This is a genomic window from Microbulbifer thermotolerans (genome assembly GCF_001617625.1).
In the GTDB taxonomy this organism is placed as follows: Bacteria; Pseudomonadota; Gammaproteobacteria; order Pseudomonadales; family Cellvibrionaceae; genus Microbulbifer; species Microbulbifer thermotolerans.
The window spans coordinates 3,001,860-3,026,768 of sequence record NZ_CP014864.1 but is presented as its reverse complement, the minus strand read 5'-3'; the positions used below and the strand labels follow the sequence as shown (position 1 = coordinate 3,026,768).

20 protein-coding genes are annotated in these 24,909 nt (G+C 56.0%); 4 read left to right on the top strand and 16 right to left on the bottom strand.

Going from position 1 to position 24,909, the window contains the following annotated elements; genetic code table 11:
- Window positions 1-103: 103 nt before the first annotated feature.
- Entirely contained in the window at window positions 104-2,290 is a 2,187-nt protein-coding gene (locus A3224_RS12580; RefSeq protein WP_067155230.1) for a M3 family metallopeptidase, read from the top strand.
- 183 nt (window positions 2,291-2,473) lie between these two features.
- On the opposite strand, the gene folE2 is transcribed toward A3224_RS12580, so the two are convergent.
- The 6 genes from folE2 to A3224_RS12550 form a co-directional block, all read right to left on the bottom strand.
- Window positions 2,474-3,376, bottom strand: coding sequence for a GTP cyclohydrolase FolE2 (gene folE2 / locus A3224_RS12575; protein ID WP_067155227.1), 903 nt, complete (start codon window positions 3,374-3,376; stop codon window positions 2,474-2,476).
- A 74-nt stretch (window positions 3,377-3,450) separates the two neighbouring features.
- Window positions 3,451-4,737, bottom strand: a complete 1,287-nt coding sequence (locus A3224_RS12570) for a dihydroorotase (RefSeq protein WP_231902528.1) — start codon at window positions 4,735-4,737, stop codon at window positions 3,451-3,453.
- 45 nt (window positions 4,738-4,782) lie between these two features.
- The gene (hisI, locus tag A3224_RS12565) at window positions 4,783-5,208 is read right to left on the bottom strand and encodes a phosphoribosyl-AMP cyclohydrolase (protein ID WP_067155221.1); all 426 of its coding nucleotides are present in this window, start codon (window positions 5,206-5,208) and stop codon (window positions 4,783-4,785) included.
- Entirely contained in the window at window positions 5,205-5,585 is a 381-nt protein-coding gene (locus A3224_RS12560) for a MerC domain-containing protein (RefSeq protein WP_231902527.1), read from the bottom strand. Before A3224_RS12560 ends, hisI begins: the two co-directional genes overlap by 4 nt.
- A gap of 152 nt (window positions 5,586-5,737) precedes the next feature.
- Window positions 5,738-8,140 (bottom strand): TonB-dependent receptor, encoded by a 2,403-nt coding sequence (locus A3224_RS12555; protein ID WP_067155215.1) that lies wholly within the window; start codon window positions 8,138-8,140, stop codon window positions 5,738-5,740.
- Window positions 8,141-8,394: 254 nt separating this feature from the next.
- Window positions 8,395-9,030, bottom strand: coding sequence for a DUF3299 domain-containing protein (locus A3224_RS12550; RefSeq protein WP_067155212.1), 636 nt, complete (start codon window positions 9,028-9,030; stop codon window positions 8,395-8,397).
- A gap of 79 nt (window positions 9,031-9,109) precedes the next feature.
- Here A3224_RS12550 and A3224_RS12545 point away from each other — a divergent pair, with 79 nt between their 5' ends.
- Together A3224_RS12545 and A3224_RS12540 are read left to right on the top strand one after the other, a co-directional pair.
- Window positions 9,110-9,847 carry an ABC transporter ATP-binding protein gene (locus A3224_RS12545; protein ID WP_067155209.1) on the top strand — a complete coding sequence of 246 codons (738 nt, stop codon included), beginning with the start codon at window positions 9,110-9,112 and terminating at the stop codon, window positions 9,845-9,847.
- The gene (locus A3224_RS12540; protein ID WP_067155206.1) at window positions 9,837-11,051 is read left to right on the top strand and encodes an ABC transporter permease; all 1,215 of its coding nucleotides are present in this window, start codon (window positions 9,837-9,839) and stop codon (window positions 11,049-11,051) included. The genes A3224_RS12545 and A3224_RS12540 overlap by 11 nt, the downstream gene beginning before the upstream one ends.
- Window positions 11,052-11,163: 112 nt before the next feature.
- On the opposite strand, the gene A3224_RS12535 is transcribed toward A3224_RS12540, so the two are convergent.
- From A3224_RS12535 to A3224_RS12515, 5 genes are all read right to left on the bottom strand, one after another.
- Window positions 11,164-13,011, bottom strand: a complete 1,848-nt coding sequence (locus A3224_RS12535) for a DUF885 domain-containing protein (protein WP_067155203.1) — start codon at window positions 13,009-13,011, stop codon at window positions 11,164-11,166.
- 81 nt (window positions 13,012-13,092) lie between these two features.
- Window positions 13,093-15,000, bottom strand: a complete 1,908-nt coding sequence (dxs, locus tag A3224_RS12530; RefSeq protein WP_067155200.1) for a 1-deoxy-D-xylulose-5-phosphate synthase — start codon at window positions 14,998-15,000, stop codon at window positions 13,093-13,095.
- A 160-nt stretch (window positions 15,001-15,160) separates the two neighbouring features.
- On the bottom strand, window positions 15,161-16,066 hold the full coding sequence (locus tag A3224_RS12525; RefSeq protein ID WP_231902383.1) for a polyprenyl synthetase family protein: 906 nt from the start codon (window positions 16,064-16,066) through the stop codon (window positions 15,161-15,163).
- Entirely contained in the window at window positions 16,066-16,326 is a 261-nt protein-coding gene (gene xseB, locus A3224_RS12520) for an exodeoxyribonuclease VII small subunit (RefSeq protein ID WP_067155197.1), read from the bottom strand. The genes A3224_RS12525 and xseB overlap by 1 nt, the downstream gene beginning before the upstream one ends.
- Window positions 16,327-16,444: 118 nt before the next feature.
- Window positions 16,445-17,932, bottom strand: coding sequence for a PQQ-dependent sugar dehydrogenase (locus A3224_RS12515; RefSeq protein WP_067157959.1), 1,488 nt, complete (start codon window positions 17,930-17,932; stop codon window positions 16,445-16,447).
- Between the two features lie 697 nt (window positions 17,933-18,629).
- On the opposite strand from A3224_RS12515, the gene A3224_RS12510 reads away from it, so the two are divergent.
- On the top strand, window positions 18,630-19,202 hold the full coding sequence (locus A3224_RS12510) for an HNH endonuclease (protein WP_067155194.1): 573 nt from the start codon (window positions 18,630-18,632) through the stop codon (window positions 19,200-19,202).
- A 75-nt stretch (window positions 19,203-19,277) separates the two neighbouring features.
- Here A3224_RS12510 and A3224_RS12505 read toward each other — a convergent pair whose 3' ends face one another.
- The 5 genes from A3224_RS12505 to A3224_RS12485 all read right to left on the bottom strand — a co-directional run bounded on the left by A3224_RS12505 (window position 19,278) and on the right by A3224_RS12485 (window position 24,761).
- Complete coding sequence (locus A3224_RS12505; RefSeq protein ID WP_067155192.1) at window positions 19,278-20,279, bottom strand: D-alanine--D-alanine ligase; 1,002 nt, start codon at window positions 20,277-20,279, stop codon at window positions 19,278-19,280.
- A gap of 22 nt (window positions 20,280-20,301) precedes the next feature.
- Window positions 20,302-21,138, bottom strand: a complete 837-nt coding sequence (gene mepA / locus A3224_RS12500; RefSeq protein ID WP_231902382.1) for a penicillin-insensitive murein endopeptidase — start codon at window positions 21,136-21,138, stop codon at window positions 20,302-20,304.
- A 151-nt stretch (window positions 21,139-21,289) separates the two neighbouring features.
- On the bottom strand, window positions 21,290-22,381 hold the full coding sequence (hisC, locus tag A3224_RS12495; RefSeq protein WP_067155189.1) for a histidinol-phosphate transaminase: 1,092 nt from the start codon (window positions 22,379-22,381) through the stop codon (window positions 21,290-21,292).
- Window positions 22,378-23,451, bottom strand: a complete 1,074-nt coding sequence (locus tag A3224_RS12490) for an FHA domain-containing protein (RefSeq protein ID WP_067155186.1) — start codon at window positions 23,449-23,451, stop codon at window positions 22,378-22,380. The genes hisC and A3224_RS12490 overlap by 4 nt, the downstream gene beginning before the upstream one ends.
- The gene (locus tag A3224_RS12485) at window positions 23,442-24,761 is read right to left on the bottom strand and encodes a S1C family serine protease (protein ID WP_067155183.1); all 1,320 of its coding nucleotides are present in this window, start codon (window positions 24,759-24,761) and stop codon (window positions 23,442-23,444) included. The genes A3224_RS12490 and A3224_RS12485 overlap by 10 nt, the downstream gene beginning before the upstream one ends.
- Window positions 24,762-24,909 lie beyond the last annotated feature (148 nt).

Genomic DNA, 24,909 nt, shown 5'->3' with positions numbered 1-24,909 from the left:
GCCCGGATACCAACGGGGCGGTGTTTGTCCCTCTATAGGCGATTTTCGAAGTATGAATGCGGTATTGGAGATCGCAATACTATAAGATTTATTGGAGAATGCAATGTTAAAAAAACTACTCATCGCAGCCGCTTTCTCGATAGCTGGTTGCTCTGATTCATCTGACACAGATATGAAAGAATCCGGCATGACAGCAAATCCCACGACTATTCCGGAATCTGGGCAGGCAACAGTTACAGAAAATGAAAATAATCCTCTCCTGATTCCCAGCCCACTGCAATATCAGGCTCCGAACTTTAACAAAATAAAAGACGAGCACTTTCTCCCCGCGTTTGAACAAGGTATGGCGGAACACTTGCAGGAAATCCAGGCAATTATTGATAACCCTGAGCCCGCCAGCTTTAACAATACGATAGTCGCGATGGAAAAATCCGGCAGACTGTTGACCCGGGTATCGAGGATTTTCTTTAATCTGGTGGGTACCGACAGTAATGAAGACCGCCGTAATTTGCAAAGGCAGCTGGCACCGAAGCTTTCCGCTCACTGGGATAACATCTATCTTAATGCAGGGCTTTTTGCCCGTGTGGAAGCACTCTACAACCAGCGGGTAAAACTGGAACTGGATGCTGAATCTGAACGCTTGTTGGAAATATATTACGAAAATTTTGTCAAGGCGGGAGCAAAGCTTCCCGAGGAGCAAAAGGTTACCTTGCGGGCATTGAACGAAGAGCACTCGAAACTTACGACTAAATTCTCACAAAATCTATTGCAGATCGGTGAGGCCAGTGCTGTGTTGGTTGACAATAAGCAGGACTTGGACGGGCTTTCGGAAAGTGAAATCAAAGCAGCCGCGGCGGCGGCTGAAAGTGCAGGAAGTCCAGGAAAATACCTGATAGCTATAACCAATACCACTCGTCAGCCGGTGCTCGCGTCATTGAAAAACCGTGAGTTGCGTCGCCGTATCTGGGAGGCTTCGGCAAACCGCGGTACTTCAGGAGAGCTGGACAATCGCCCCATAGTGCAACGTCTGGTGCAAATCCGGGCACAAAAAGCCAAACTGTTGGGGTATAGCAACTGGGCTGAATATCAGTTGACCGACACCATGGCAGAAAAACCGGAAAATGTGTTTTCCATGCTGAATTCCATGGTTCCAGCGGTAGTGAGTAATACCAAAGCGGAATTGACAGACATTCAGGCCATGGCCAAAAAAGAAGGCGCCGACTTCGATATACAGCCCTGGGACTGGGCTTACTATGCGGAAAAAGTGCGTCAGGAAAAGTACGATCTCAATGAGCAGGAGGTTCGCGAATACTTTGAATTTGAGAAGGTATTAAACGACGGTCTGTTTTACACAATGAAGCGCCTGTTTGGTATCCGGTTTGTGCCGCGACCGGATTTTCCTGTCTACCATCCGGATGTGCGGGTGTTCGAAGTGTTTGATCACGACGGAGAGAGTCTTGCCATCTTTTATGCAGATTACTTCGCCCGGGAAGGAAAGCGCGGTGGTGCATGGATGAGTACTTTTGTAAAACAGACCGGGCTTTTAGGCCAGAAACCGGTTGTAGTGAATGTCATGAATATTCCCAAAGCCCCGGAAGGAGAGCCGACTTTACTGAGTTTCGATCATGTCACAACGATGTTCCACGAATTGGGACACGGCCTCCACGGAATCTTTTCGGACGTCCGTTACCCAAGTCTTTCTGGTACCGATGTGTCACGTGACTTTGTAGAGTTCCCTTCCACATTCGAAGAAGACTGGGCGATCTTTCCTGAGGTGCTGGAAAATTATGCGTACCACTATAAGACCGGTAAACCCATTCCAAAAGAGCTGCTGGATAAGATTCTGAAAGCGAAAAATTTCAATATGGGATTTGACACACTGGAGTATATGTCCGCCGCACTATTGGATATGGAGTGGCATTCGCTGAGTGCGGATAAACCGCTGCAGGATGTAGAGGAGTTTGAAGATGAAGTGCTGAAAAAGCACGGCGTTGATCTGCCAACAGTTCCTCCCCGCTATAAGTCCACTTATTTTTCCCACTCTATGAGTGGGGGCTATTCTGCGGGTTACTATGCCTATATGTGGAGTGAGATTTTGGCGGCGGATGCTTTTGCCTATCTCTTGAAGGAGGGCGGGCTGAGCAGAAAGAGCGGTGATTTATACCGCAAGGCGATTCTAGAAGTTGGGAATTCCCGGCCACCGATGGAGTCCTACATCGAATTCAGAGGAGAAAAGCCGACCACAGAAGCGTTGCTTGCCCGCCGAGGCCTCAAATCCACAACCCACTAAAGTGTTGTTGCGCAGGGAGGCGCAGTGCATTAAGTTGTTGGGAGGTTGCCTTACGTTTTCCACCAATGTTGGAAATTCTTAGATATGGGATGGATATATTAATATCCATCCCTTCCTTGTTTGGCTATGTACGACCGATCAAGCTGAACACAGAAGAATAAGTGGTAATAGACTGTTAAATAATCAGTTTGGACTTTTTTGGTCAATCACTACCGCATTGTGCGCGTGCAGACTTTCTCTGTGTTCAACCTTAAACCAATAGTCTGTAATCCACGTTGACTGCTCCAGCAGGGTTTTAATTTTTCGCGCTGCATCCTCACAGAACATCAGGTTGTCAGCGTTTAATCGTGCAAATTCCTGTTCGTCCGTACGCTTGACCATGGTTTGTACGGGAGTCCCTATTGCTTCCTCGATTTGCGAGATAAAAGATGATAGCGGCAACCAGGAGTTATCGCCCAGCTTCAGATTCAGGTAGGCGTAAGAGCGCTGACTGTGTGGGGTGGCAATAGATTTTTCCTGCAGCCACATCAGCAGTGATTGCTTGTCGATATTCGATGCAGAAAATTCACGGTCTATCGCGGTTGCCAGAAGCTGCCGGGAAAGCGCTGCAGAGCAGGGACAGGTGCTGGAATAGGGGACAGTGAGCCCAATTTCATATCTGGAGTTGCCGCTTATTCGCTCGCCAATAATTTTTACAGGGTAGGATTGAAAGCCGGCTTCTTGACTGAGAAGGGACGACTTTGTAAGTACTAAATCAAAGTTCAGTTCAATTTTGGCACTTTGACTGAGCCCTTCTTGGGATTCGATCATTCTTTCCAGAGCGGTATCGAGAGCGTTTTTATCGCAGTTGGTGCTGGAAAGATGATTGAGGACCGTGTGTAGTCTGGACATATGAATGCCTTTTTCAGCGGCGTTGTCCAGGCTTACATAAGCATTGGCTTTGGCTGCGACGGTTTGGTGCTGATTGTTACCTATTGATATGGAGAGTGGAACAGCGATGCCTTCCATGCCTACCCACTGTAAAGGATAATTCCCAGATTCAGTTTGGCTTTTGGCAATATCTGGAAGCGTGGTTAAAACGTGCATTTAGTCTAGCCTTGGTGTGTTGGATAAGTAATGTGATCTATCAGTAATGGGCTTGATTTTTTGTGGCGCTTCAATCAGCGATTAAAGAAGAGTGGTAATGCCGGTTTGATTGTTGCTGGAATGTCGTCACCAATATAGTAGGGTTGTCCATTCACCCAGGTGTTTATCACTTTTGAGGAGAACGCCTGTCCGTGAAAAGGAGACCATCCACAGCGATATAGAATATTTCTTCGGTTAACAGTTGTGGATTTATGTATATCGATTAGCACTAGATCGGCGTAATACCCCTCACGAATGAATCCCCTGCTGTCAATGGAATAACGAATCGAAGGATTGTGTGCGGTTTTCTCCACAACCTGGGTTAGAGATAAATGTCCATTTTTTACCTGTTCAAGTAAAATCAGTAGCGCATGTTGCACCAGTGGCAGTCCAGCAGGAGCCTGATCGTAATCGAGTTGTTTTTCCTCCCATGTATGGGGAGCGTGGTCGGTTGCAATGATATCGATACGGTTGGTGTGCAAGGCGTGAATTAATGCCGATTGGTCTCGCCGACTCTTTATTGAAGGGTTGCACTTTATCAGGTTGCCAAGACGTGGGTAATCCTGGTCGTTGAACCATAAATGATGTACACAGGCTTCAGCGGTTATATGTTTGTTTTGTATTGGCCCGGGTTCGAAGAGTGTCAGTTCTTTTTCTGAGGTGATGTGTAGCACGTGCAACTGGCTTCTGTACTTGCGGGCTAGTTTGACCGCGTAAGAGGAAGAGGCAAAGCAGGCTTCGGTGTTGCGTATTTTGGGGTGGTCTTCTATTGTGAGTTTAGATTTTTTGCTGAGTATCGACTCTCGGTTTTTATTAATAACAGAACCACTTTCACAGTGTGTCGCAATAAGTACCGGAGATTCCCGGAAAATAGCCTCGAGTGCTGTAGGATTCTCTACGAGAAGATTTCCTGTAGATGCGCCCATAAATACCTTGACGCCACAGTGCTTTTCGGGGTCAAGTAATTTGATTTGTTCAAGATTGTCCTCGGTAGCGCCGAGGTAAAACGCATAATTTGCAGCCGAGTGCCTAGCGGCGATTGCGTATTTCTCCTCCAATGCATCGATTGTCGTAGTGGCTGGGTTTACGTTTGGCATTTCCATGTAGCTGGTAATGCCGCCGGCTACAGCGGCGAGAGAATCGCTGGCAATCGTGCCCTTATAGGTTAATCCAGGCTCACGGAAGTGCACCTGGTCGTCGATCATTCCTGGGAGCAGGTGGCGTCCCTGAGCATCAAAGATCTTGTCTGTGTGCTTCGCGGTAATATGAGTGGCGATTTTATCAACTCTATCGTCAACAATTCTCAGATCAGATTCTGTGATGTTTCCTTCGTTAACGATACGGGCATTTTTTTATCAACGTTGCCTTCATACAGGTGTGGGATCTCCGGTTACAACGACTTTTTGCCCGTCTGTGTCCGCTTGCAAATAAAAACACGATTGCCTGTTGGTATGGCAGGCTGCACCTTGCTGATTCACCTGGCAAAGTACAGCGTCTCCATCGCAGTCGAATGACATAGAAACCAAAGTTTGAACATGCCCGCTTGTTTCACCTTTTACCCACAGTTTCCGGCGGCTGCGGGACCAATAGGTAAGGCGCTTTGTTGCTATTGTTTGCATAAGTGCTTCTTTATTCATCCAGGCGAGCATAAGCATCGTCTTGGTCGTTGCATCCTGTGTGATCACAGGAATGAGCCCCTGCTCATTAAATGCCAGGTTGTCAATGACATCGGATAATGCAAGGGGGCTGTTTTCTGGATGTTGCTCAAGTGCGGTAAAGTATTCGCGTTTCACCCTATAGTGTCCTCTTGTGATGAGGATTTTTGGCTTGGGCAGGGGCAGTTAGAGGGCTTCCTGCAGAGGCGAAAATTCCACAGGTGTCCGAGAGCGACCAGGGCGGAACCTGCCAGTGTCATTGCTTTTTCGCCAATTTCGCCAGTGTGTTCACCCAGTAATACAGCCATAATGAGTAGCGTTAGTCCCGAGCACCCTAAGAGAAGGACACGGTAGCGTTTGTGTTGTTTACAGCCCATGGTCAAGGCGTAGATGCTGGTAGGCAAGACGGCAATAACCATCCAGGTATGAAACGCTTCGTTATCCAGTTGCAACGCCGCCAGGCTGGGGAGAAGTACCAGTATTAATGGTAGTATCAAGCAATGGACGGCACACATTGCGGAAAGTCCGATGGCTATCTTGTCCGTTGCTGATGATATTGGCTTCATTTACTGCTTATCCTCAATTTGTAGATTTACTTTGAGAGATCTCCGCCCCGGGCCTGTCGAAACTGTAATCCTTCACTGTCAGGTCCTGGTACCTGAAATCATCAAAATTCTCCGCGCAGACCGAGGTGAAAGTTTCGCCCGGGAAGTGGTGCGCGGTCTTTCAAGAAGGAGCTGTGTACTCTCGCTTCTTCGTTGGTCAGGTTTTCTCCCTGTAAAAATACGGTCAGATCGCCGAGGTTGTGGCTAAAGGTATAGCGCACTTCTGCGCCGAGCAGGGTGTAGCTGTCGGTGGTGGTTTCCAGTTCTGCGACTTTGTCCTGTTCAAAGTAATGTGACAGGTTGACACCCGTTTCCCAGCCGTTGCTTTCGTACTGCAACTGGAAACCGAGCCGCACCGGCGGAATTCTCGGCAGGTTTCCGCCGTCATCCAGTTTGCCGCGAATGCTATCGCCCCAAAGGGTCAGGGTAAGAGGGGTTGAGAGCCGCCAGGCCAACTGCGTTTCCAGTCCGTATAACGTGGTATCGGCTTGTTCGAAAACGTAGATGGGAAGAGCTCCGTGATCATGGCTGTGTTCATCGCCGACAGTTTCGCTTTCTTGGTGCGTTTCATGGGCGTGATCAGCGAGATCTTCGCTGGTGAAGCCGGTATCGCGCTGGTAATAAAAATTACTAATTTTGTTGTAAAAGAGATTAATCACCCAGCCGATATCTCCGGAGTGTTTGCGCAGAGTCAGATCGAAATTATTGGAAACCTCTTCTTCCACATCGTTACGGTAATGAAAGTGGCGGTTTTCTGACGCATGTATGTCAAACAGTGCGCCTACCTCATAACTGCCGGTGCCAATGTGGGGGCCGTAAGAGAATAGCTCTGCTGCGCTGGGCGCCCGTTGCGCGTAGGTCAGTGAAACACCCGCGTTGTAGTTCTCAGCGAAGTTCCAAACGGTACCAGCGGAAAGACTATAAGGCGTAAATTCAAGCGTATCGAAGTCGAGTAGAGTGTGTTCCTGCTCCGCACTTTCCTCCTCTGCGTCGTGGTGCGTTTCGTGCCATTTAATGGAATCGGCTTCGATGGTGACTTTTTCCACACGTGCCCCCAGTTGCCATAGGAAATCGCCTGTGTGCTTCTCCTGCATCAGGGCAACGGCGAAACTATCGGTCTGATTCGGAGGTGTGAAGGCTTCTTCGCCGATAGCGGAAAAATCCGTGGTTTTTCCTTCAACCGAGAGAGCGCCGCGCCAGCCGGCTATTTCCTGCAGAAGCAGATCGACGCGGGTCTGCAGCGTTTCATTTTGAAATAAGGTTCCTTGCTGGTTGTTTTCGATTTCGATGTGCTCGTAGTCCGTATAGCCAATACGGGTATTGACGCCTCTTAGCAGAGCGGTGTCTAAGGATAATTCGCTGATCAGTTGCCAGCGATCCTGCTTTAGATCTGAGACGGTATCGACTTCTTCGCTGTGCTCATGGGCATCGTCATCCCCCGACGCATGGCTGTGGCCGGGAATGCCATTGAGCCGCTCCAGGCGTCCATAGGCGAGGCCGATATAGCCATTTTCCAGCAGCCAGCTGGCGCCGATATTGAAGCCATTGCTCTCGGCGGCGCTGTTCTCCAGTACCCCCTCTGCCTCGTGTTCCTGTTCTTCCTCGGTATGGGAGTGATCGGCATTGAGCTCCGCCGCCCCGGGAATTTCGTAATCGTCTCCATCGCGGGAAAAACCGTCGAAATGCAGCGCAATCTGTTCAACGCCGCCAGTGTAGGTCAGAGAGACATCATTCTCATTGTTCACTGAGCTGTGCCCCAGCTGAAATGCGCCGGTTGCATCGCTACTGGAGGGCACTCGGTCGTCTACCACGTTGACCACACCACCGATAGCGCCGGAGCCGTAGAAGAGTGTGGCCGGGCCACGCAGTATCTCGATTTGTTCCGCGGTTGATGCCTCCGAGGTCACTACGTGGTCTGGACCTACCCGGGAGGCGTCGCTGGTGTCCAGACTGTTTTGGGTAATCAACACTCTGGGGCCGCTCAGTCCCCGGATAACCGGACTGCTGGCGACTGGGCCGAAGTAGGTGGGGTGCACGCCGACTTCGTTTTTCAGTGTTTCTCCCAGGGTGTCCGCCTGTTTGCGTCGTAGCGTATTTCCCGCTAACACGGTTACCGGTTGCGCTGACTCCATGGTTGAGGTGTGCAGCGGGGTGGCCGTCACATCGATCTGTTCGATCGCTGAGGGACGCAGAGTGATATGCAGTGCGGGGCTTTCGATACTGTCGAGGTGCAGTGTTCGGTGGCTGTAGCCCGGAGCTTTGATATGGAGCTCGGACACTGCATCGCTCTCTAGATCCAGGCTGAAACGCCCGTGACTGTCGGTAAGAACCTGTAAGGTGCGACCGGCGGTTTCTACGGTGGCGCCTTTGATGGGTACTCCAGACTGGTCGGTGACTTGGCCGGATATGCCGTAGGCGAGATCTGAGAGCGCCAGGAGTGTGAGCGTTGCTAGGGTATTTTTCATTGTGAAGATAAAGTCAGAATTCTGCTGTAGGTATCGTGTTGGCATCGGTCCGACAATCACTGCTCGGGGCCATGTATTGCCAGTGTGTGGCGGGCGGAAGCCGTGGGGTTGCCCTGATCATTGCTTCTCCCGGGAGCCCGTTAGATCGCCGGCCAAGAAATGATATAACGTATCATAATGTCGTGGCCAGCCCGCGCCAACCGGCGGGGTGGAAGTCAGCTTTTCCTGTGTATCGAAGGCCGTCTTCCGGTGTCTTACTCCTCGTAGGGATAGACCCGCTCAACCTGCATACTGTAGGCGGCGGTGCCCAGATCGCTGTCTTTGCGCAGCGTGCGCAGTTCACCCTCTACGTAGAAGGGGTCATAGAGAACATCCACCCGCATTCCTTTGGGAAAGCTGGCATAAATCACCTGATTTGGCGGCGGTGGGGGTAAATGCAGGCAGGCGCCGAAGTAAGGCACCAGCAGAAAGCGGAAAATTGTCTGCGTTTCGTCGAATTCCAGAGGGACGACAAAGCCGGGTATGCGGATCTTCTGGCGGTCGAATTCGGGCTTGATGCGGGTTGAGGTCAGTGCCTTCTGGTAGCGGCTCTCGGTTGCCTGGTCTTCGCTGCTGATTGGCTCTTGGGGTAGCTGATCTTCTGCAGAGCCCTCGACAATGGTATCCAGGTAGGCCGGTGGGTTGAGCAGCGCATCCAGGTCATCCTTGGGAATCAGTTCTTCCCACTGTACGTCCCGGTAAACAGTATCCGCTTGCGCTTGCTCCGGCGCCATTGCTTTTTTCTCTGCCGGTGCGCTGATTGTGGCGGAAGCTTCCTTTTCCTGCTTACAGGCTGTTACCAGAACAGCGGCGAGCAAAAGGCAGGTGAGCTTCAGTGGCAGAGCGGGCATGGTTGCAAACCGGGTTGTTACAGTAGAGTTATGATATATCATTTGTTTCTATAGGCAAGCTCATCCCTGAGGAATCCCGATGAAGGACCCGCTTACGTCAGCGGCAGATGCCATTACAGTGCAACAGCTGCGCTTTTCATACTCTGATGGCGATCCGGTGCTGGATATCCGGCACTGGTCTGTACCCTCTGGAGGGCGAGTATTTTTGCGAGGACCTTCCGGCTGCGGTAAATCAACCCTGTTGAAAATTCTCGCCGGTATTTTGGTGGCACCGGCTGAGCGGCTGGAGTTGCTTGGCCAGCCGATGTCCGCGCTCACCGGCCGCCAGCGTGACCGTTTTCGTGCGCGGCATATCGGCGTGGTTTTCCAGCAGTTCAATCTGATTCCCTATCTAAGTGTGCTCGACAATATTCGTCTGGCGGCGTATTTCGGAAATTCCGCCCGCAATCTCGGCCAGCGCGCGGGGGAGCTGCTCGCCCGTCTGCGGTTGAGGGAAGATGTTTTGTCGCGGCGGGTGACTGCGCTCAGTGTGGGGCAGCAACAGCGGGTGGCTATCGCCCGGGCGCTGATTAACGGGCCGCAGGTTCTGCTGGTGGATGAGCCAACTTCTGCAATGGATATCGCAGCCCGTGACGCCTTTATACAGCTGCTGATGGAAATCTGTGAGCGCGATCAGTGCACTTTGGTTTTTGTCAGTCACGACAGCGCTCTGGCGGCGCATTTTCCACTGGTGATGGATATGTGCACATTGAACCGGGCCTGGAATGTGCGCAGCCCCCTTACTACGCAGAGGGAGGCTGCGGCTGATGTTTATTAAGCTTGCCTGGCAGAGCTTGGTGCACCGCAGGGGCGGATTGGCGCTGGCGGTTATTTCGGTGGCAGTAAGCTTGTTTACGTTGCTTGGGGTCGAACAGGTACGGATGCAGGCAAAAGAGAGTTTTAACCGCACTGTATCGTCGGTGGACCTGATTGTGGGGGCGCGCACAGGACAGTTGAACCTGTTACTTTACAGTGTGTTTCGCATCGGCAGTCCCAGCAATAATATTTCCTGGCAAGCGTACCAGGAGGTAGCGCAGCACCCACAGGTGGCCTGGACTATTCCCATTTCCCTCGGCGATTCTCACCGCGGTTACCGGGTGGTGGGTACAAATCAGGGTTTCTTCACCCACTATCGCTATGGGCGGGAGGTATCCTTGGCGTTCTCCAGCGGTCGGCTTTTTGCGCATAGCGATGAGGTGGTACTGGGGGCAACGGTGGCGCGTCAACTGGGCTACCGTGTAGGAGATTCTCTGGTGATGGCCCACGGTATGGGGGCGACCAGCTTTCATTTGCACGATGATCACCCGTTTACCATCAGCGGAATACTAAGTCCTACAGGTACGCCAGTGGACCGCGCCCTCTACGTGAGCCTTGAGGGGATGGAAGCGATACACGGAAGAGATGACGCTGAAACGGTGGCGGCGCACCCATCGAGTATTACAGCCTTTATGCTGGGTCTGAATTCCCGAGTGGCAACTTTTCAGGTGCAGCGCTGGGTCAATGAATACCACGGGGAGCCGCTCCTCGCGATATTGCCGGGGGTCGCGCTGTCGGAGCTTTGGCATTTAATGGGTGTGCTGGAAAAGCTCTTATTGCTCATTTCCGCACTGGTTGTGTTGGCGTCATTACTGGGGTTGAGCATTCTGTTGCTCGCGGCGGTGCGTGAGCGCCGCCGGGAAATCGCCCTATTGCGGGCTATTGGTGCTGGCCCGATGTTCCTGTTCTTGCTGGTCCAGGCGGAAGCCCTGCTGGTATTGCTCGCCGGCGCTGTGCTCGCATTCGCGGGCTTGGCCGCGGGGCTATGGATAGCCGCGCCGCTGTTGGCGGAGCGCTATGGCATATACCTGCAAGGTATGGATGTGGGGGGGCAGACGCTGGCACTGATGGGGGCGATTCTCGCCGGGACTTTTGTGCTGGCGACAATACCGGCGCTGAGAGTGTGCCGCCAGTCGTTGGGCCGTACTTTGCAAAGCGATGGCTGAGGGCCCTGACAAAAGCGTTCCCGGCTTCGCAGCCGCGCCGCCTGGGATGGGCAAGGCATAGGTGCCGGATACTGGCCGCACCCGGCGGTGTTGCAGTTGTTTGTGTGCTGCCTCAGCCGGTGACGGCCGGTGCCGACGCTGCCGGAGCACTGGTGGAAGCGGTGTTCTGTGCCTGTATCCAAGCGTTCATACGCGTTTCCAACACATTTAGCGGCAGTGCTCCAGCGCTCAGAAGCTGATCGTGGAAGGCGCGGATATCGAATTTGTCACCCAGAGTTTTTTCTGCTTTGGTGCGCAGTTCTCTGATTTTCAATTGTCCCAGCTTGTAGGCCAATGCTTGCCCGGGCCAAACCAGGTAGCGGTCGATTTCCACCGTTACGTCGTGCAGTGGTTTGGCGCTGTTTTCCATAAAGTATTCGATGGCCTCTTCCCGGCTCCAGCCCAGCTGGTGCATGCCGGTATCCACCACCAGGCGCACCGCGCGCCACATGTCGTAGGTCAGGGCGCCGAATTTGCTGTAGGGATCCTGGTAGAGCCCCAGGTCGTGGCCGAGGCTTTCAGAATAGAGGCCCCAGCCCTCGACAAAGGCGGTGTAAAACTGGGTGCGGCGCAGCGGGTGTATATCCTTTTGTTCCTGCGCCAGGGCTATCTGCAGGTGATGGCCCGGTACGGCTTCGTGTACTGTCAGTGCCTCCATTTCCCACTTCGGGCGGCTGTCCAGTTTATAGGTGTTGGCAAAGAAGATACCGGCGCGGCCGGCTTCGGGTGAACCCGGCTGGTAGTAGGCGGTAGTCTGGACTTTTTCCGCATAGGCGGGGATGGGTTTTACACCGTAGGGCAGCCGCGGCAGCATGCCAAACAACTTGGGCAATTCGCCGTCGATGCGCTTGGCGATATCCCGGTAGCCGCGTATCAATGCTTCTTTGTCGGTATAGAAGAATTGCGGATCGGTACGCAGGAATTCGGTGAATTCGCGAAAATCCCCTTCGAAGCCCGTCTTTTTAATTATCTTCTCCATTTCGGCGCGAATGCGCCGCACCTCATTCAGGCCGATGCGGTGGATTTCCTCTGGGCTGAGAGCAGTGGTCGTGCTTGTACGCACTTTGTACGCATACCAGCGCAGGCCGTCCGGCAGGCTGGTAAAGGCGGTATTGACCCGGGCACTGGGGATGTATTCGCGCTCCACGAATTCCGCCAGGTTGCGCCAGGCCGGTACCAGTGCTTTGTTATAGAGGGCGTAGGCGCGCTCCCGCAACCGGCGCTGGCGGCTTGCGGGTATGCTCTGGGGCATTTCGCTGAATGCGCTGAGCAGCGGGCTTTGTTGCGGGTCCTCCGGCATCAGGGCGCGAATTTGCGCTGGAAGATCACGCAGGGTGATCTGTGGCGGAGTGATTTTTTGTTTCAGCCCCTCGCGCATCAGCGCCTGAGTTTGCTGAACCAGAGTCGGTAGTTTTTCCAGCCTGGTAAGAATTATTTCGTAGTCGTCCGCGGTACGCCTGGGCATGGCGTTCAGCACTCCGGGTACACTGCGCTGTATGCCACTCATGTGGTTGATGGGGAGCAGGTGTTCCGGAAATTGAAAACCCTTTACTTCGTTTAGCAGGTCCTGGTAGAGCAGCTGGTAATCCAGTTGCTGATCCGCGCTCAGTTGCTCACTGTGGATATGCCGGACGGCGGCGAGCATACGGCGAGTTTGCTCCTGTCGCCGCTGGATACCCGCCTCGGAGGCGTCTGTCCAGCGATCATTGACACCGGGATAGCCCTGGTAGGTGGCCCGTGCGGGAAAGCTTTCCATCAACCAGCGGTAGCGCAGGTCCTGCAGTGCTTGCAGACGCTCGCTGGCGGGCTCGTTTGGCAGTGCCCGGAAGGCGTTGTCGAAGGCCTTTTCATCCATTGCCGCGGCGCCGGCGGCGTTCAGCAGTGCGACGGTAAACAGTAGAAATTTGGTAAATTTGGACATGGTTTCCCCTGCGCCAATATGAAGTCCGAGGAGCGAGTTGTTATCCGGGGCTGCCGGATGGCCATCCGGCGCTTGCAGTGGTTACAGTAGATTTTGGATTTTGTAATCGGGGCTTTGGTTTTCCAGCCGCTGGCGAATCTGCCGTTCTATGCCCGTGGCGTCCAGACCCAATTCCGCAAGTAGCACCTTGTGTTTGCCGTGTTCGATGATTCTGTCGGGCAGGCCGAGCTGCAGCATTGGGATCAGAGTGCCGACTCTGTTGAGATATTCCATAACCGCGCTGCCGGCGCCACCGGCGATGGTGTTTTCCTCGATAGTGACCAGCAGTTGGTGCTCAGCTGCGAGTTCGTCGATCAAACGCTCGTCCAGGGGCTTGACCCAGCGCATGTCGGCGACAGTGGCATTGAGATTTTCCGCCGCTGCCATGGCGGGCGCCAGCAGAGTGCCGAAATTCAGAATGGCCACCCCGGTGCCCTTACGCATCAGGCGGCCCTTGCCGAGGGGCAGTTCGGTCATTTCCTTGCGGATTTCTGCACCGGGCCCGGTGCCCCGGGGGTAGCGCACCGCTGCAGGGCCCTTGTGCCGGTAGGCGGTATAGAGCAGCTGGCGGCATTCGTTTTCGTCGCTGGGGGCGGCGATCGCCACATTCGGCAGGCAGCGCATATAAGTGAGGTCGAAGCTGCCGGCATGGGTGGGGCCGTCTTCGCCCACCAGCCCGGCGCGGTCGATGGCGAAGGTGACGTCCAGGTTCTGGATGGCCACATCGTGCACCAGCTGGTCGTAGCCCCGCTGCAGAAAGGTGGAGTAGATGGCTACCACCGGCTTGGCGCCCTCGCAGGCGAGGCCCGCCGCCAGGGTCACTGCGTGTTGTTCGGCGATGGCCACGTCGTGGAAACGCTCCGGGAAGCGCTCGGCGAAGGTCACCATGCCGGAGCCTTCACACATGGCCGGGGTGATACCGATCAGCTTTTCGTCTCTCTCCGCCATATCGCATAGCCAGCAGCCGAAGACATCCTGATATTTGGGCGTTTTTTTCTCCGCCGGCATGGCCACTTGCACCTTGGGCTCCGGTTCCAGCTTATTCAGCGCGTGGTAGCCCACCGGGTCTTCCTCGGCCGGACCGAATCCCTTGCCCTTGGTGGTGACCACGTGCAACAGCTGTGGCCCGCGCTGGTTGCGCAGGTTGCGCAGTGTGTGTACCAGGTCGTGCAGGTTGTGGCCATCCAGTGGGCCGACATAGTTGAATCCCAGCTCCTCAAACAGGGTGCCGGGCGTGATCATACCCTTGACGTGTTCTTCGGTGCGCCGTGCCAACTGCCAGGCCTTGGGAATGGCGGAAAGTATGCGGCGGCTGCCCTCGCGCATGCTGAGGTACGTTTTGCTGGCGAGAATCTTGGCGAAGTAGGTGGCGAGGCCGCCGACGTTTTTGGAAATGGACATGCGGTTGTCATTCAGCACTACCAGCATGTTTTTGCCGGTGTGGGCCGCGTGGTTCAACGCTTCGAAGGCCAAACCCGCGGTCATGGCGCCATCGCCGATGATCGCCGCCACCCTGCGCTCTTCGGAGGAGGCCAGCGCCATCCCCAGAGCCGCGCTGATAGAGGTGCTGGAGTGCCCTACACCGAAGGTGTCATAGGGGCTTTCCGCGCGCTTGGGAAAGCCGGAAAGGCCACCTTTCTGGCGCATGGTCAACATCTGTTCGCGGCGGCCGGTGAGAATTTTGTGTGGATACGTCTGGTGGCCGACATCCCAAACCAGCCGGTCTTCCGGTGTGTTGTAGATGTAGTGTAGAGCGATCGTCAGCTCCACCACGCCCAGGCCGGCGCCGAAGTGGCCGCCGGTCTGGCCGACGCAGTACAGCAGATATTCTCGCAGCTGATTGGCCAGCTCCGGCAGCTGCCGCTCGTCCAGGGCGCGCAGTTGTGCCGGGTCATCGATGCTGTCGAGCAACGGTGTCTGCGGCCTTGTGCGTGGGATTTCGTTGAACATCAAACGTATCAATTGCAACTGATGGGTAAGGGGGGAATTGTATGCCTGTGACAGGGATATTGCATCCTATCGGGCGCCAGCCCCGTGCGACGGAACCGCCGCAGGCTACGGGTCTCGGAACCCATGCGCGGATACCGTCGGTCGCGGAGACAGGTTGTTTTCAGTGGCTTCGCTGCACTATGTAGTCGGCGAGCTGTCGCAAAAGGCGGGTTTCGCCGTCCAGCTGCGCCAGCGCATCGATAGCCTGACCGTGGAGTCCGTCGAGTTTCTCTCTCGCGCCGTCCAGTCCCAGCAGGGAGACATAGGTGGGCTTGTTGCGGGCTGCGTCGGCGCCCTGGGTTTTGCCGAGGGTGGCGGTGTCGGCGGTAACATCCAGTATGTCGTCCTGCACCTGGAACGCCAGGCCGATTACCTCCGCATAGCGGGTGACGGCTTGCAGCTGCCCGCAATCCGCGCCGCCGAGCAGGGCGCCCATGCGGGCGCTGGCACGGATTAGTGCGCCGGTTTTCAAGCGGTGCATCCGCTCCAAGTGCGCGAGGTCCAAGGTTTTGTCAACGGCGTCGAGATCGATTGCCTGCCCCGCGACCATGCCGCGCCCGCCGGCCGCCACGGCCAGTTCTTGCAACAGGTTTAGCTTCAGTGCGGACTCAGTGCTGCTGGCCAGCAGTAGTTCGAAGGCGGCGGTTTGCAGCGCATCGCCAGCGAGAATGGCACTGGCTTCGTCGAATTGAATGTGGCAGGTGGGCCGGCCGCGACGCAGGTCGTCATCGTCCATAGCTGGCAGGTCATCGTGGACCAGGGAGTAGGCGTGGATGCACTCGAGCGCTGCCGCCGCGGCGTCGCAGCTGGCGGGATCAAATGCCCTGCCGCCCAGTGCTTGCCCACAGGCGTAGACCAGGGCGGGGCGCAGACGCTTGCCGGGCCCCAGGGCGGCGTAGCGCATGGCTGCGAACAATTTTTCCGCACCACTGGTGGGTTGTGCGAGGGCCTGGCTCAGGGTGGTTTCCACGCGCTTGGCGGCCTGGCGCAGAAAGTCTTGCAGTTGGTCTGGCGTTGGAGCGGACACTAGGGGCTTTCCGTGCTGCTGCTGTCATCTTCTGTATCGAAGGGCAGTTCGCGGATACCTCCACTGTCCTCCATCAGCACTTTGACCTTTTGTTCGGCGGTGGCGAGCTTTTGCTGGCACTCGCGGGTGAGTTTGACGCCACGCTCGAAGTCCGCCAGTGCTTCTTCGAGTGGTAGATCGCCGGTTTCCAGGCGCTCCACCAGCTTTTCCAGTTCCTCCAGCGCGTCCTCAAAGGTTGCCGCTTTCTTTTTTGCCGCCATAGTTTCATCTCGCGATTCAAGACACGGAATTTGCCGCCGCCGTGGGCCCGTCCTGTGTCCAGCTGGGTAGTGCCGCGCAACCTTATCCCCTGGAGGCTAAGTGGTCAATTGCGCCGCTTCAGTCCGCTGGCAGTATGCCACTCTCTTCCCTGGACATGAGATAGTGCGCCAGAGCGCGCTTCTGGCGCTTGCTGAAGCCGTAATTGGGCATCGGCGGTGTGGGTGTATCAAAATAATCCGCCAGTGTGCGCAGGTTGTACTTTTTGCTCAAACCGCGCAGCGGTAGTTGCGCGCTGTGACACTCGGCGCAATTGTGCTGTTGGTAGAGCGCTTTTCCACGCCGGGCGGCATCGGAATCGATAGCCTGTGGCTTTTGCGGCGCCGACAGGTGCGCTCTGCGGCCGGCGACAGCCTGTGTGCTGTCCACCGCTCCAGTCCTTACGCGGTAGATGGCGCCGGCGTAGTCGTCGGAGATATAGATGTTGCCGGCGCTGTCTTCCACAATGGCCACCGGCCTGCCGTAAACCGCCTCTCCGTCTTCTGCGAGGAAACCCCAGAGAAAATCTTTTTGGTGAATATTGCCGTGCTCGTCCCAGTGCAGGGAGACCACTTTGTAGCCGTCCTTGGTACTGCGGTTCCAGGAGCCGTGGAGTGCTACCAGGGCTGCGTCGCGGTAGCCCGCAGGTTGCGTGGGGCTGCGCAAAAAGGTGATTCCAAGCGGTGCATTGTGAGCTGCGAATTGGTGTACTGGAGGGCGGGATGCGGCGATTTTTTCTTTGACTTTTTGTGTGCCATTAACGCCAAAATCGGGATCGGGGATACGATCACCGTTTGCGTAGGGCCAGCCGTAGAAGGCGCCTTTTTCAATCAGATTTAATTCGCAGGGAGGGAAGTCGTCGCCGAGCCAGTCGCGGCCGTTGTCGGTGGCGTAGAGTCCACCATCTCTCGGCGACCAGTCGAAGCCGACACTGTTGCGCAGTCCGGTGGCGTAGATTTCAAGGTCGCTCCCATCGGGCTTGAAGCGCATGATGGTGGCGCGCCGGGGATCCTTTTCTTCACAGACGTTGCAGGTGGAGCCGCTGCTGAGATAGATCCAGCCATCCGGCCCCATGGCGATGGTTTTGGTCCAGTGATTGCCCTGGTCTCCGAGGCCGTCGAGGATTTTTTGGTAGCGGCCTGCCAGCCGTCCATCAGAGTGATCGAAGGGTACGCGGCCGACACCATCGCTTTCGGCAATGTAGAGCCAGCCCTCGTGTAGGAAGAGGCCGTGAGGGCGTCGCAGACCATCTATCAGCACCCGCTGGCCGTCAGTGCGACCGTCCCGGTCGGCATCCGCCTGTAGCAGAGTGACTTGGCCGCGCTTTGGTTGCGATACGATCAGATCGCCGCGCCGGGTTACTGCCAGCCAGCGCGCGTTGGGTACCGCTTCGGCGAAGAGCTCTACCCGGTAACCGTCCGCGCTGTGCAATTGATTTTTTACGGTGGCTGTATTTGTTTTGGCCCCGCCGGTGAACTGCCGCCACGGCAGGTTGACGCCGGGGGTAACAACCACTGCAGTTGCCAGCGCGATGACGAGCACGAATAGAAAAATAAGCGTATATTTCAACAGCTTTTTCACGGGGGTGATTGATCTCGTAATGAAGCTAGCTATAGTAGGCGCCTCTTCAATAGGCCTCCGCACCAGTTTTACCACAGGGCGCTACTTTCGGTCTCGTTTGTCGCTTCCTTGTGGGATATTTCTTCCCTCTGTGAGATATCTCGCACAAAAAAATCAGCCGATTGCCCCTACTTTTTTCTCCGCCCCCGTCCATAATGAAAGTGCAGGGACGCATTAAGGGACTGCATTCAGCGGTAAAGGAATAAGGGACTGCACCGCGCGCGCCCCAGGGATTTGGGCACCATCCTGTGAGACGCACCGCTCGGGCTGGATTGCCCGGGCGGTGTTTTATTTGCGCACAATATTGACCCGGGCATCCAGTGCAAGGCCCGCCTTTCCCTCCTCAACCGTTCCTGTCTGGAAATTGCAACAATTATCCGCTTTAATCAGGGCAATCCAGCCATATTTTCAATAGGCTGGCGGAGGGTGACGCATTCAGTAAGTCAGCACCAGAAACGCCCCGTGTCCTTCCACCTGCGTTATTTGCGTGGGCGTTACCCCTCTCACCCCTGAATTTTCCCAAAAGCCCCACTGGTTCGCCGGCGGGGCTTTTTTGTTGCCGTTCGGCAAGGTCCGCCGCTTGTCCGGAGCGGTTGTGCGTTCCTGTAACCGGTTGTAATCCAGCAGACTGTGGGGAGGCGAAGTGATGCAAGCGAGAATTCTGCGTCTGAATCTGGCGGGGCAGCCGCTGGAGTGGTTGAGTTGGCAGGAAGCGGCCTGTCTGTATGTGCGGGAATTGGTGACCTGGTCACTGGGCGGGGTGGTGCAGCGGGTGCACGGCGGCATCAACCGTGACGGCGAACGCTCATGCCTGGATTTGGCGGCGATTATCGCCTGCGGCGGCGAGCGTATGGCACGTCCGCGCAAGCGCCCGCCACTGACCAATCGCGCACTGTTTTATCGCGATGAGCACACCTGCCTTTATTGCGGCAATGTGTTCTGTTCCAGAGAGTTGACCCGAGATCATGTGCACCCGGTTTCCAAAGGGGGACGAGATGAATGGGAAAATGTGGTGACGGCCTGCCGGCGCTGCAACCAACACAAGGGTAACCGCCTGCTGGATGAGCTCGATATGGAGCTGTTGGCGCTGCCTTTTTGTCCCAACGCTGCCGAGTATCTGGCTTTGATCAATAGCGACCGTATTCGCGGGGACCAGATGGAGTTTCTTCGCAGCCAGTTTTCCCGCCGCAGGCAGGAAAGCTGGCTGATTTCTCATTGACGTGGGCCAAAAGGAGGGCTGTTTTGATTATCCGCAGCGGATCCCGGTTCAAAGTTCTGCCCGAACGGGCAATTTTCAGGACTGCCTATTCACTGCCGCACGAATCAAGTTGGCCATATAGCGGCGGAAATCGTGGCCGGCGTGCGCCATCATCTTGGGAAACATGGAGATGGAGGTCATACCGGGGAAGGTATTGACTTCATTTAAATAGATTTCACCGCTTTCGGTCAGGAAGAAGTCAATGCGCGACAGGTCCTTGAGCTGCAGGCCGACAAAGGCGCGCCGCGCCGCTTCGTGAATCCAGCTCACTTGGGCCTCACTTAAACCGGGCGCTTCTACGTGGGTTACGGCGCGGCTGGCGTCCGAGTATTTTTCCTCGTAGCTGTAAAAGCTGCCGGCCGGCGCACACACTTCGCCGGGCGGGGTGATGACTAATTTACCCTCGTAAGGATAGACGGCGACTTCCAGCTCACGTACTTTCAGGCACTTTTCCACCAAAACATAGGGGGATAGGGCGAAGGCTTGTTCCAGTGCCCTGTCCAGTTCTTGTGTGGAACTCACCTTGTAACAACCCACCGAAGATCCCTGGTTCGAGGCTTTGACGAAGACCTGTCCCCACTCTTCTAGTGCCATGCTGGCTTTGGCCAGCTCTTCCGGTTCGCGGCTGGAGAGATATTGATAGGGCGTGTTATCAATCCCCAGTGCGCTGAGCCACAGTTTTGTGGTGACCTTGTTGAAGCAAATCTTGCTCGCCTCGGGGCCGCAACCGTAGTAGGGGATGCCGAATAAGTCCAGCAGTGACTGCAGATCGCCGGTTTCACCGGGGTAGCCGTGTATGGCGGGAATGACATAGTGGACTTCCCAGGCGCCGCCATTTTCATCGCGCAGCATCCGATCCTGGTCCAGCCGCCGCACTTGGCCGTGCCGGTCAGTGAGGCGGCCGTTGCCGTCCATTTCCACGCGCTCAAGAGCCACCTCTTCCAGCTCGCACAGCTGGCGCTCGATAAAGTCTGCGGTGCGCAGGGAGACTTGGTGTTCGCTGCCACCGCCGCCGCAGATAAGCAGGGTGTTGATCATGTGTTTTTTTCCAGTTCGGCGCTCAGGGCGCGTTTAACACCTGTTGGCATTGTTGTGGCATTGGTTTGGGCTTGGGTTTTTCCGGCGTTGGCGCTGTGCCTTTCAGCATTGCGTAAAATTCATCGCTAAACCACCAGTCCAGGTCTGCGCCACAGGGCGCATTGTTAACCGGACGCTGGGGTTTGCACGAACCGTCGCCCTCCGGGCAGGCGAGGCGTACATGGAAATGATAGTTGTGTCCCCACCAGGGGCGTACTTTGCGCAGCCATTGGTTATCGCTGCCGGCAATTGCGCACAGTTTGCGTTTGATGGTGGGGTGTACAAATATCCGTTCAACCCGGTCATCTTCCGCTGCCAGGCGCAATATACGCGGGACCTTGTCGTTCCAGTTTTTCTCGATTAGCTGATGGTTGCGCTCGTCCGCCAGGGGGATGGCGGAGATATTGTCCCGCTCCCAGGGGGTCAACGGGCGTTCGGCCGCGCGCTTGTCCTGGGAGTACCAGATATCCACGTCCAGGCCCGTCTGGTGGCTGCGGTGGCCGCTGCGGAATGGGCCGCCGCGGGCCATGGACATATCGCCAATCTGCAGTCGACCGAGACCGTTGTGTGCCACGCTGCTGGCAAATTCTTTCAGGAAGGCAACCGTGGCGGGATGGGCGTAGTGGCGATTGCGGCCGGTCCGCACCAGCTGGAAGCCCTCGCCGCGCAGTGGCATCTGCTCGGCACCGCTGAGGCAACCGTTGGTATAGGTGCCTATGCTGGCCGGGGCCAGAGGGGCCGGGTGCCCGACTGTTTCCCACGGGTTGGCGCTGGCGTTGCCGGTTAAGAGGAGGAGGCTGCTTATGAGGCTGATGGTCAAAAAAGAATGCATAACCGCTGAATAGCAAAAGTAATTCAAAAATCTGGGATCGCTCCCATTGTCCGGGCAATCCATGCGGATATTAAGTCCTGTGGCGGCTGTGCACTGCGCGTGGAGGCGAGGGCGTACGCGCAGCAGCGCAGTGCGATCATTATAGGGCCCCGGTGCCGCCAGCGTGTTTGCCGGTGATCTCCTTACAGCACTGTACCAGCGCCTGCATTTCCGTCTCTGTGCCAATGGAAATACGCAGATATTCACTGATGCGCGGTTTATTGAAGTAACGAACCAGAATATTCCGCGCGCGCAGCTCCCGGTAAAGGGCTTCGGCACTGATACCCGGTGGCCGGGCCAGAATAAAGTTGGCTTTGGACGGCACCACGTCAAAGCCCAGGGTCCGCAATGCCTCTGTGGTCCAACTGCGACTGGCAATTACCTTGTCGCAGCACGCCTTGAAGTAGGCGCTGTCGCAGATAGCCGCGGCGGCAACGCGCTGGGCTATGGCGTCCACCGGGTAGGAGTTGAACGAATTCTTGGTGCGGCTCAATCCCTCGATCAGGTGCGCTTGTCCCAGGGCGAAGCCCAGGCGCAGGCCGGCCAGGGAGTAAGACTTGGATAGAGTGCGGATCACCAGCAAATTCGGATAGCGGTCGATCAAGGTCACGGCGCTGTCACCGCCAAAGTCGATATAGGCTTCGTCGATGACGACCACCCGCTGCGGTTGCAGCTGCAGCAGCCGCTCGATGTCAGCTAGCGGCAGGCAGCGGCCGCTTGGCGCATTGGGATTGGGGAGTATGACGCCAGCCGCGGCGCCGGAATAGTCCTCTACGTCGATTCGGAAGTCCTCCCGCAACGCGGGTGTGCGCCAGTCAATACCGTACAACTGGCAGTAGACGGGATAGAAGCTGTAAGTGATATCCGGGAAGAGCAGTGGTTCATCCCGCTGAAAGAAGCTGTAGAAGCTATGCGCCAGCACTTCGTCGGAGCCATTGCCGACGAAAACCTGTTCAGACGTAAGGCCGAAGTGCGCGCCGATGACCTCGCGCAGCTCCCCCGACTCCGGGTCCGGGTAGCGGCGCAGGGCATCCGCCAGGTGCGGGTCACTCAGGACTTCCAGCGCGCGGGGGGAGGGGGGATACGGGTTTTCGTTGGTATTCAGTTTGATCAACGATTGGCCTCGGGGCTGCTCGCCGGGCACATAGGGCTCCAGTCGCGCCAGTGCCGGGCTCCAAAAAGCATTGCTCAAGAGTCTGTCTCCGTCGTGCTGCCGATGGATCTGTTCAGGGAATTTTTGTCTTCACTGTCGTCCGGCGCAGCGGTTTCTATCTGCGGGGGATTGTCTCGTTTCTTTTCGATCGGAATATCAAACAGCGCCGGGGAATCGGCGATAAACTCTTCCATCGGAACCGGTGTCCGCAGCAGTAAATCCCGGTATTTGATTTCAGTAGAAATCTCCGGTATTTCGCTAAAGCTGTCCATATCCGCTATCTTTTCTGCCAGACCGAGGCCTAGAAAACTCCAGGGCAGTAGAAGGGCGACGCCCCAGCGCCAAATACGGGGAATATTGGTGGCCAGGTAACAGGCACACCAGAGCATGGCCGGCAACAACAGTGCCAGCACGGCCAAGTCGAGTACCTGGACCAGCCTGCCGAGGGCGAAGTTGTAATTGAGCAGTGAGCTAAACCATTCCCAGCCGGTGTAGATGAGGGCACCCAGTGCGGCTATGGATAGATGTGTGAAGAAGTTGGTTTCGTGGCGCACAACCCGGCCGATAAAGGCCCAGGCGCCAGCGTAGACCAGGAGGCCGACGATGCTGCCGATGAGCAGATTGACCGCAACGGGCCACTCGTAGGTGCGCGCATAGCCGAGGTAGCTGATCAGCAGGGTGAACAGGGCTGCGGCCAGCAGGAGTCCTATGGCGCCTGCTGGCCGGGACAAACGTTCAAAAAAGCTTTCCAAGGAGTGCAGTGGTACCGCCGCAGGTACGGCCGTTTCACTGTGGGTCAGGCGCAGGTGAGTTTTTCCCAATTGCACCAAGTCGCCGGATTCGATGATGCGCTCCGTTACTGCTCCGGGGCCGACGGCTTGATTGCGCCCGTTGCCCAGCAAGCGGGTACCGTTGGTGCTGCCCAGGTCGCGCAGGTAGTAGCGGCCGTCCTCGCCGAGGCGGATTTCCGCGTGGCGGGCATCTGCGTGGATATCTTCCAGAATAACGTCGTTGTCAAATCCGCGGCCGAGGGTAAAGTGTGGCCCGTCCATACGGTAGCGGGCCTGTACCCGATTGGCGCGGTTCAACTCTTCGATAATCAGTGCCATTGGATCTCGCTTGTAAACTTCTCGGTAAAGGCCGCGGCGGATTCCCGGGTGAAGCCGGACAGGGTGAAGTGGCTGACCAGGGCGCGGTTTTTCTGGTCGACGCTGAGGCTTAAAAAGAAGATGTCGTAAAGATCCGGAAAGTCCTTATAGCGGCGCACGCAGTAGCTGGTCCGCGCGATGGTCGGTTCCATTTTGTTGTGAGCGGGCTTGGAGGGTGAGGCTTCTCCGTCGCGCGCCTGGCTGGTGAAGGCCTGTTTGCAGCGGAAGTTGGTGACGTCGTCTTCCCCGGCACTGTTACCCGGATAGAAGCTGCTCATCTGGGCCTCGTATTCGGCGTAAAAGCGTGATGGCAGCAACTTGTCGTCAGCCTCCAGCCAGAAAAACTCATACTCGACACGGCCGGTATTGAAGTCGTCGGCGAGGAAGACCACATCCTGGCCGGTACAGCCCTTGTCGATGCGTTTGACCGGGTTGTCGTCGTCCTCAAGTGTGTTCCCCCAGCACTGGATGGCGGGGACGATTTCGCCGACCACTTTGGCTTCCCCCAGGGAGCGCTTGCTCCATTCTGCCTTTAACACCGCATCAATGATGCGGCGTTGGTTGGCCAACAGTTGCTGATAGGTGACTTGTTTCAGGTCCAGCTTGTTGTTTTGCGTACGGAAGTGTTTCAGCAGCGCGGCCAGTTTTTCCACTGGCACCAGGAAGCTCACTTGGTTGCCGGCAGTGGCCACGTTGATGCCCACCACGCGGCCTCGGGTGTTGATTGCCGGGCCGCCACTCATACCGGGGTTGATGGAGCCCGCAAAGTGAATACGGTCGTAAAAGCTGCCACTGGCGATACCGTTGTAGGTACCCGGGATCAGAGTCATCCCCAGGTCCAGGGGATTACCGAGGGATATGATGGTCTCACCCTTTTTGGGGGTGTCTTCCGCCAGCAGCAGGTGGTCTGGTCCGGGTTTGTCCTGTTGCAATAGCGCCAAATCGTTAATGACGTCGATATCCAGTAGAGTCAGTTTGCCCTTTGTACCGTCCACCGATAAATACTCGAGCTGGTATTTATCCGGGGCGCGTACCGCTTCGGCCACCACGTGGTAGTTGGTGGCGATAAGGCCATCGGGAGATATCTGAAATCCAGATCCGAGCCCGGCCTTCGAGTTGGAAGATTTTTCGATTAGCCGAATCTGGTAAAGACTGTCGCGGTAATCGCTGTAGAGCTTTTCGTAGCTCTGAGCCGAGGCCGGACTGGAAAAGGCGAAACTGCAAAAACAGTACAACAAGACGCCCAGCAGGCGCACGGGTAGGTTCAGCATTTTGTTTGATTAAATTGTGGGCAGAAAAGAACTGATATTACGGGATATATGAGAGTGCAACAAGCGGGCGGATTTCGGGGACTGTGTCGCAATCCGCTACCTCCGCCGCCGGGGATGGCCGCGGCCAACTGCTGGTGCGCGGCCGCGA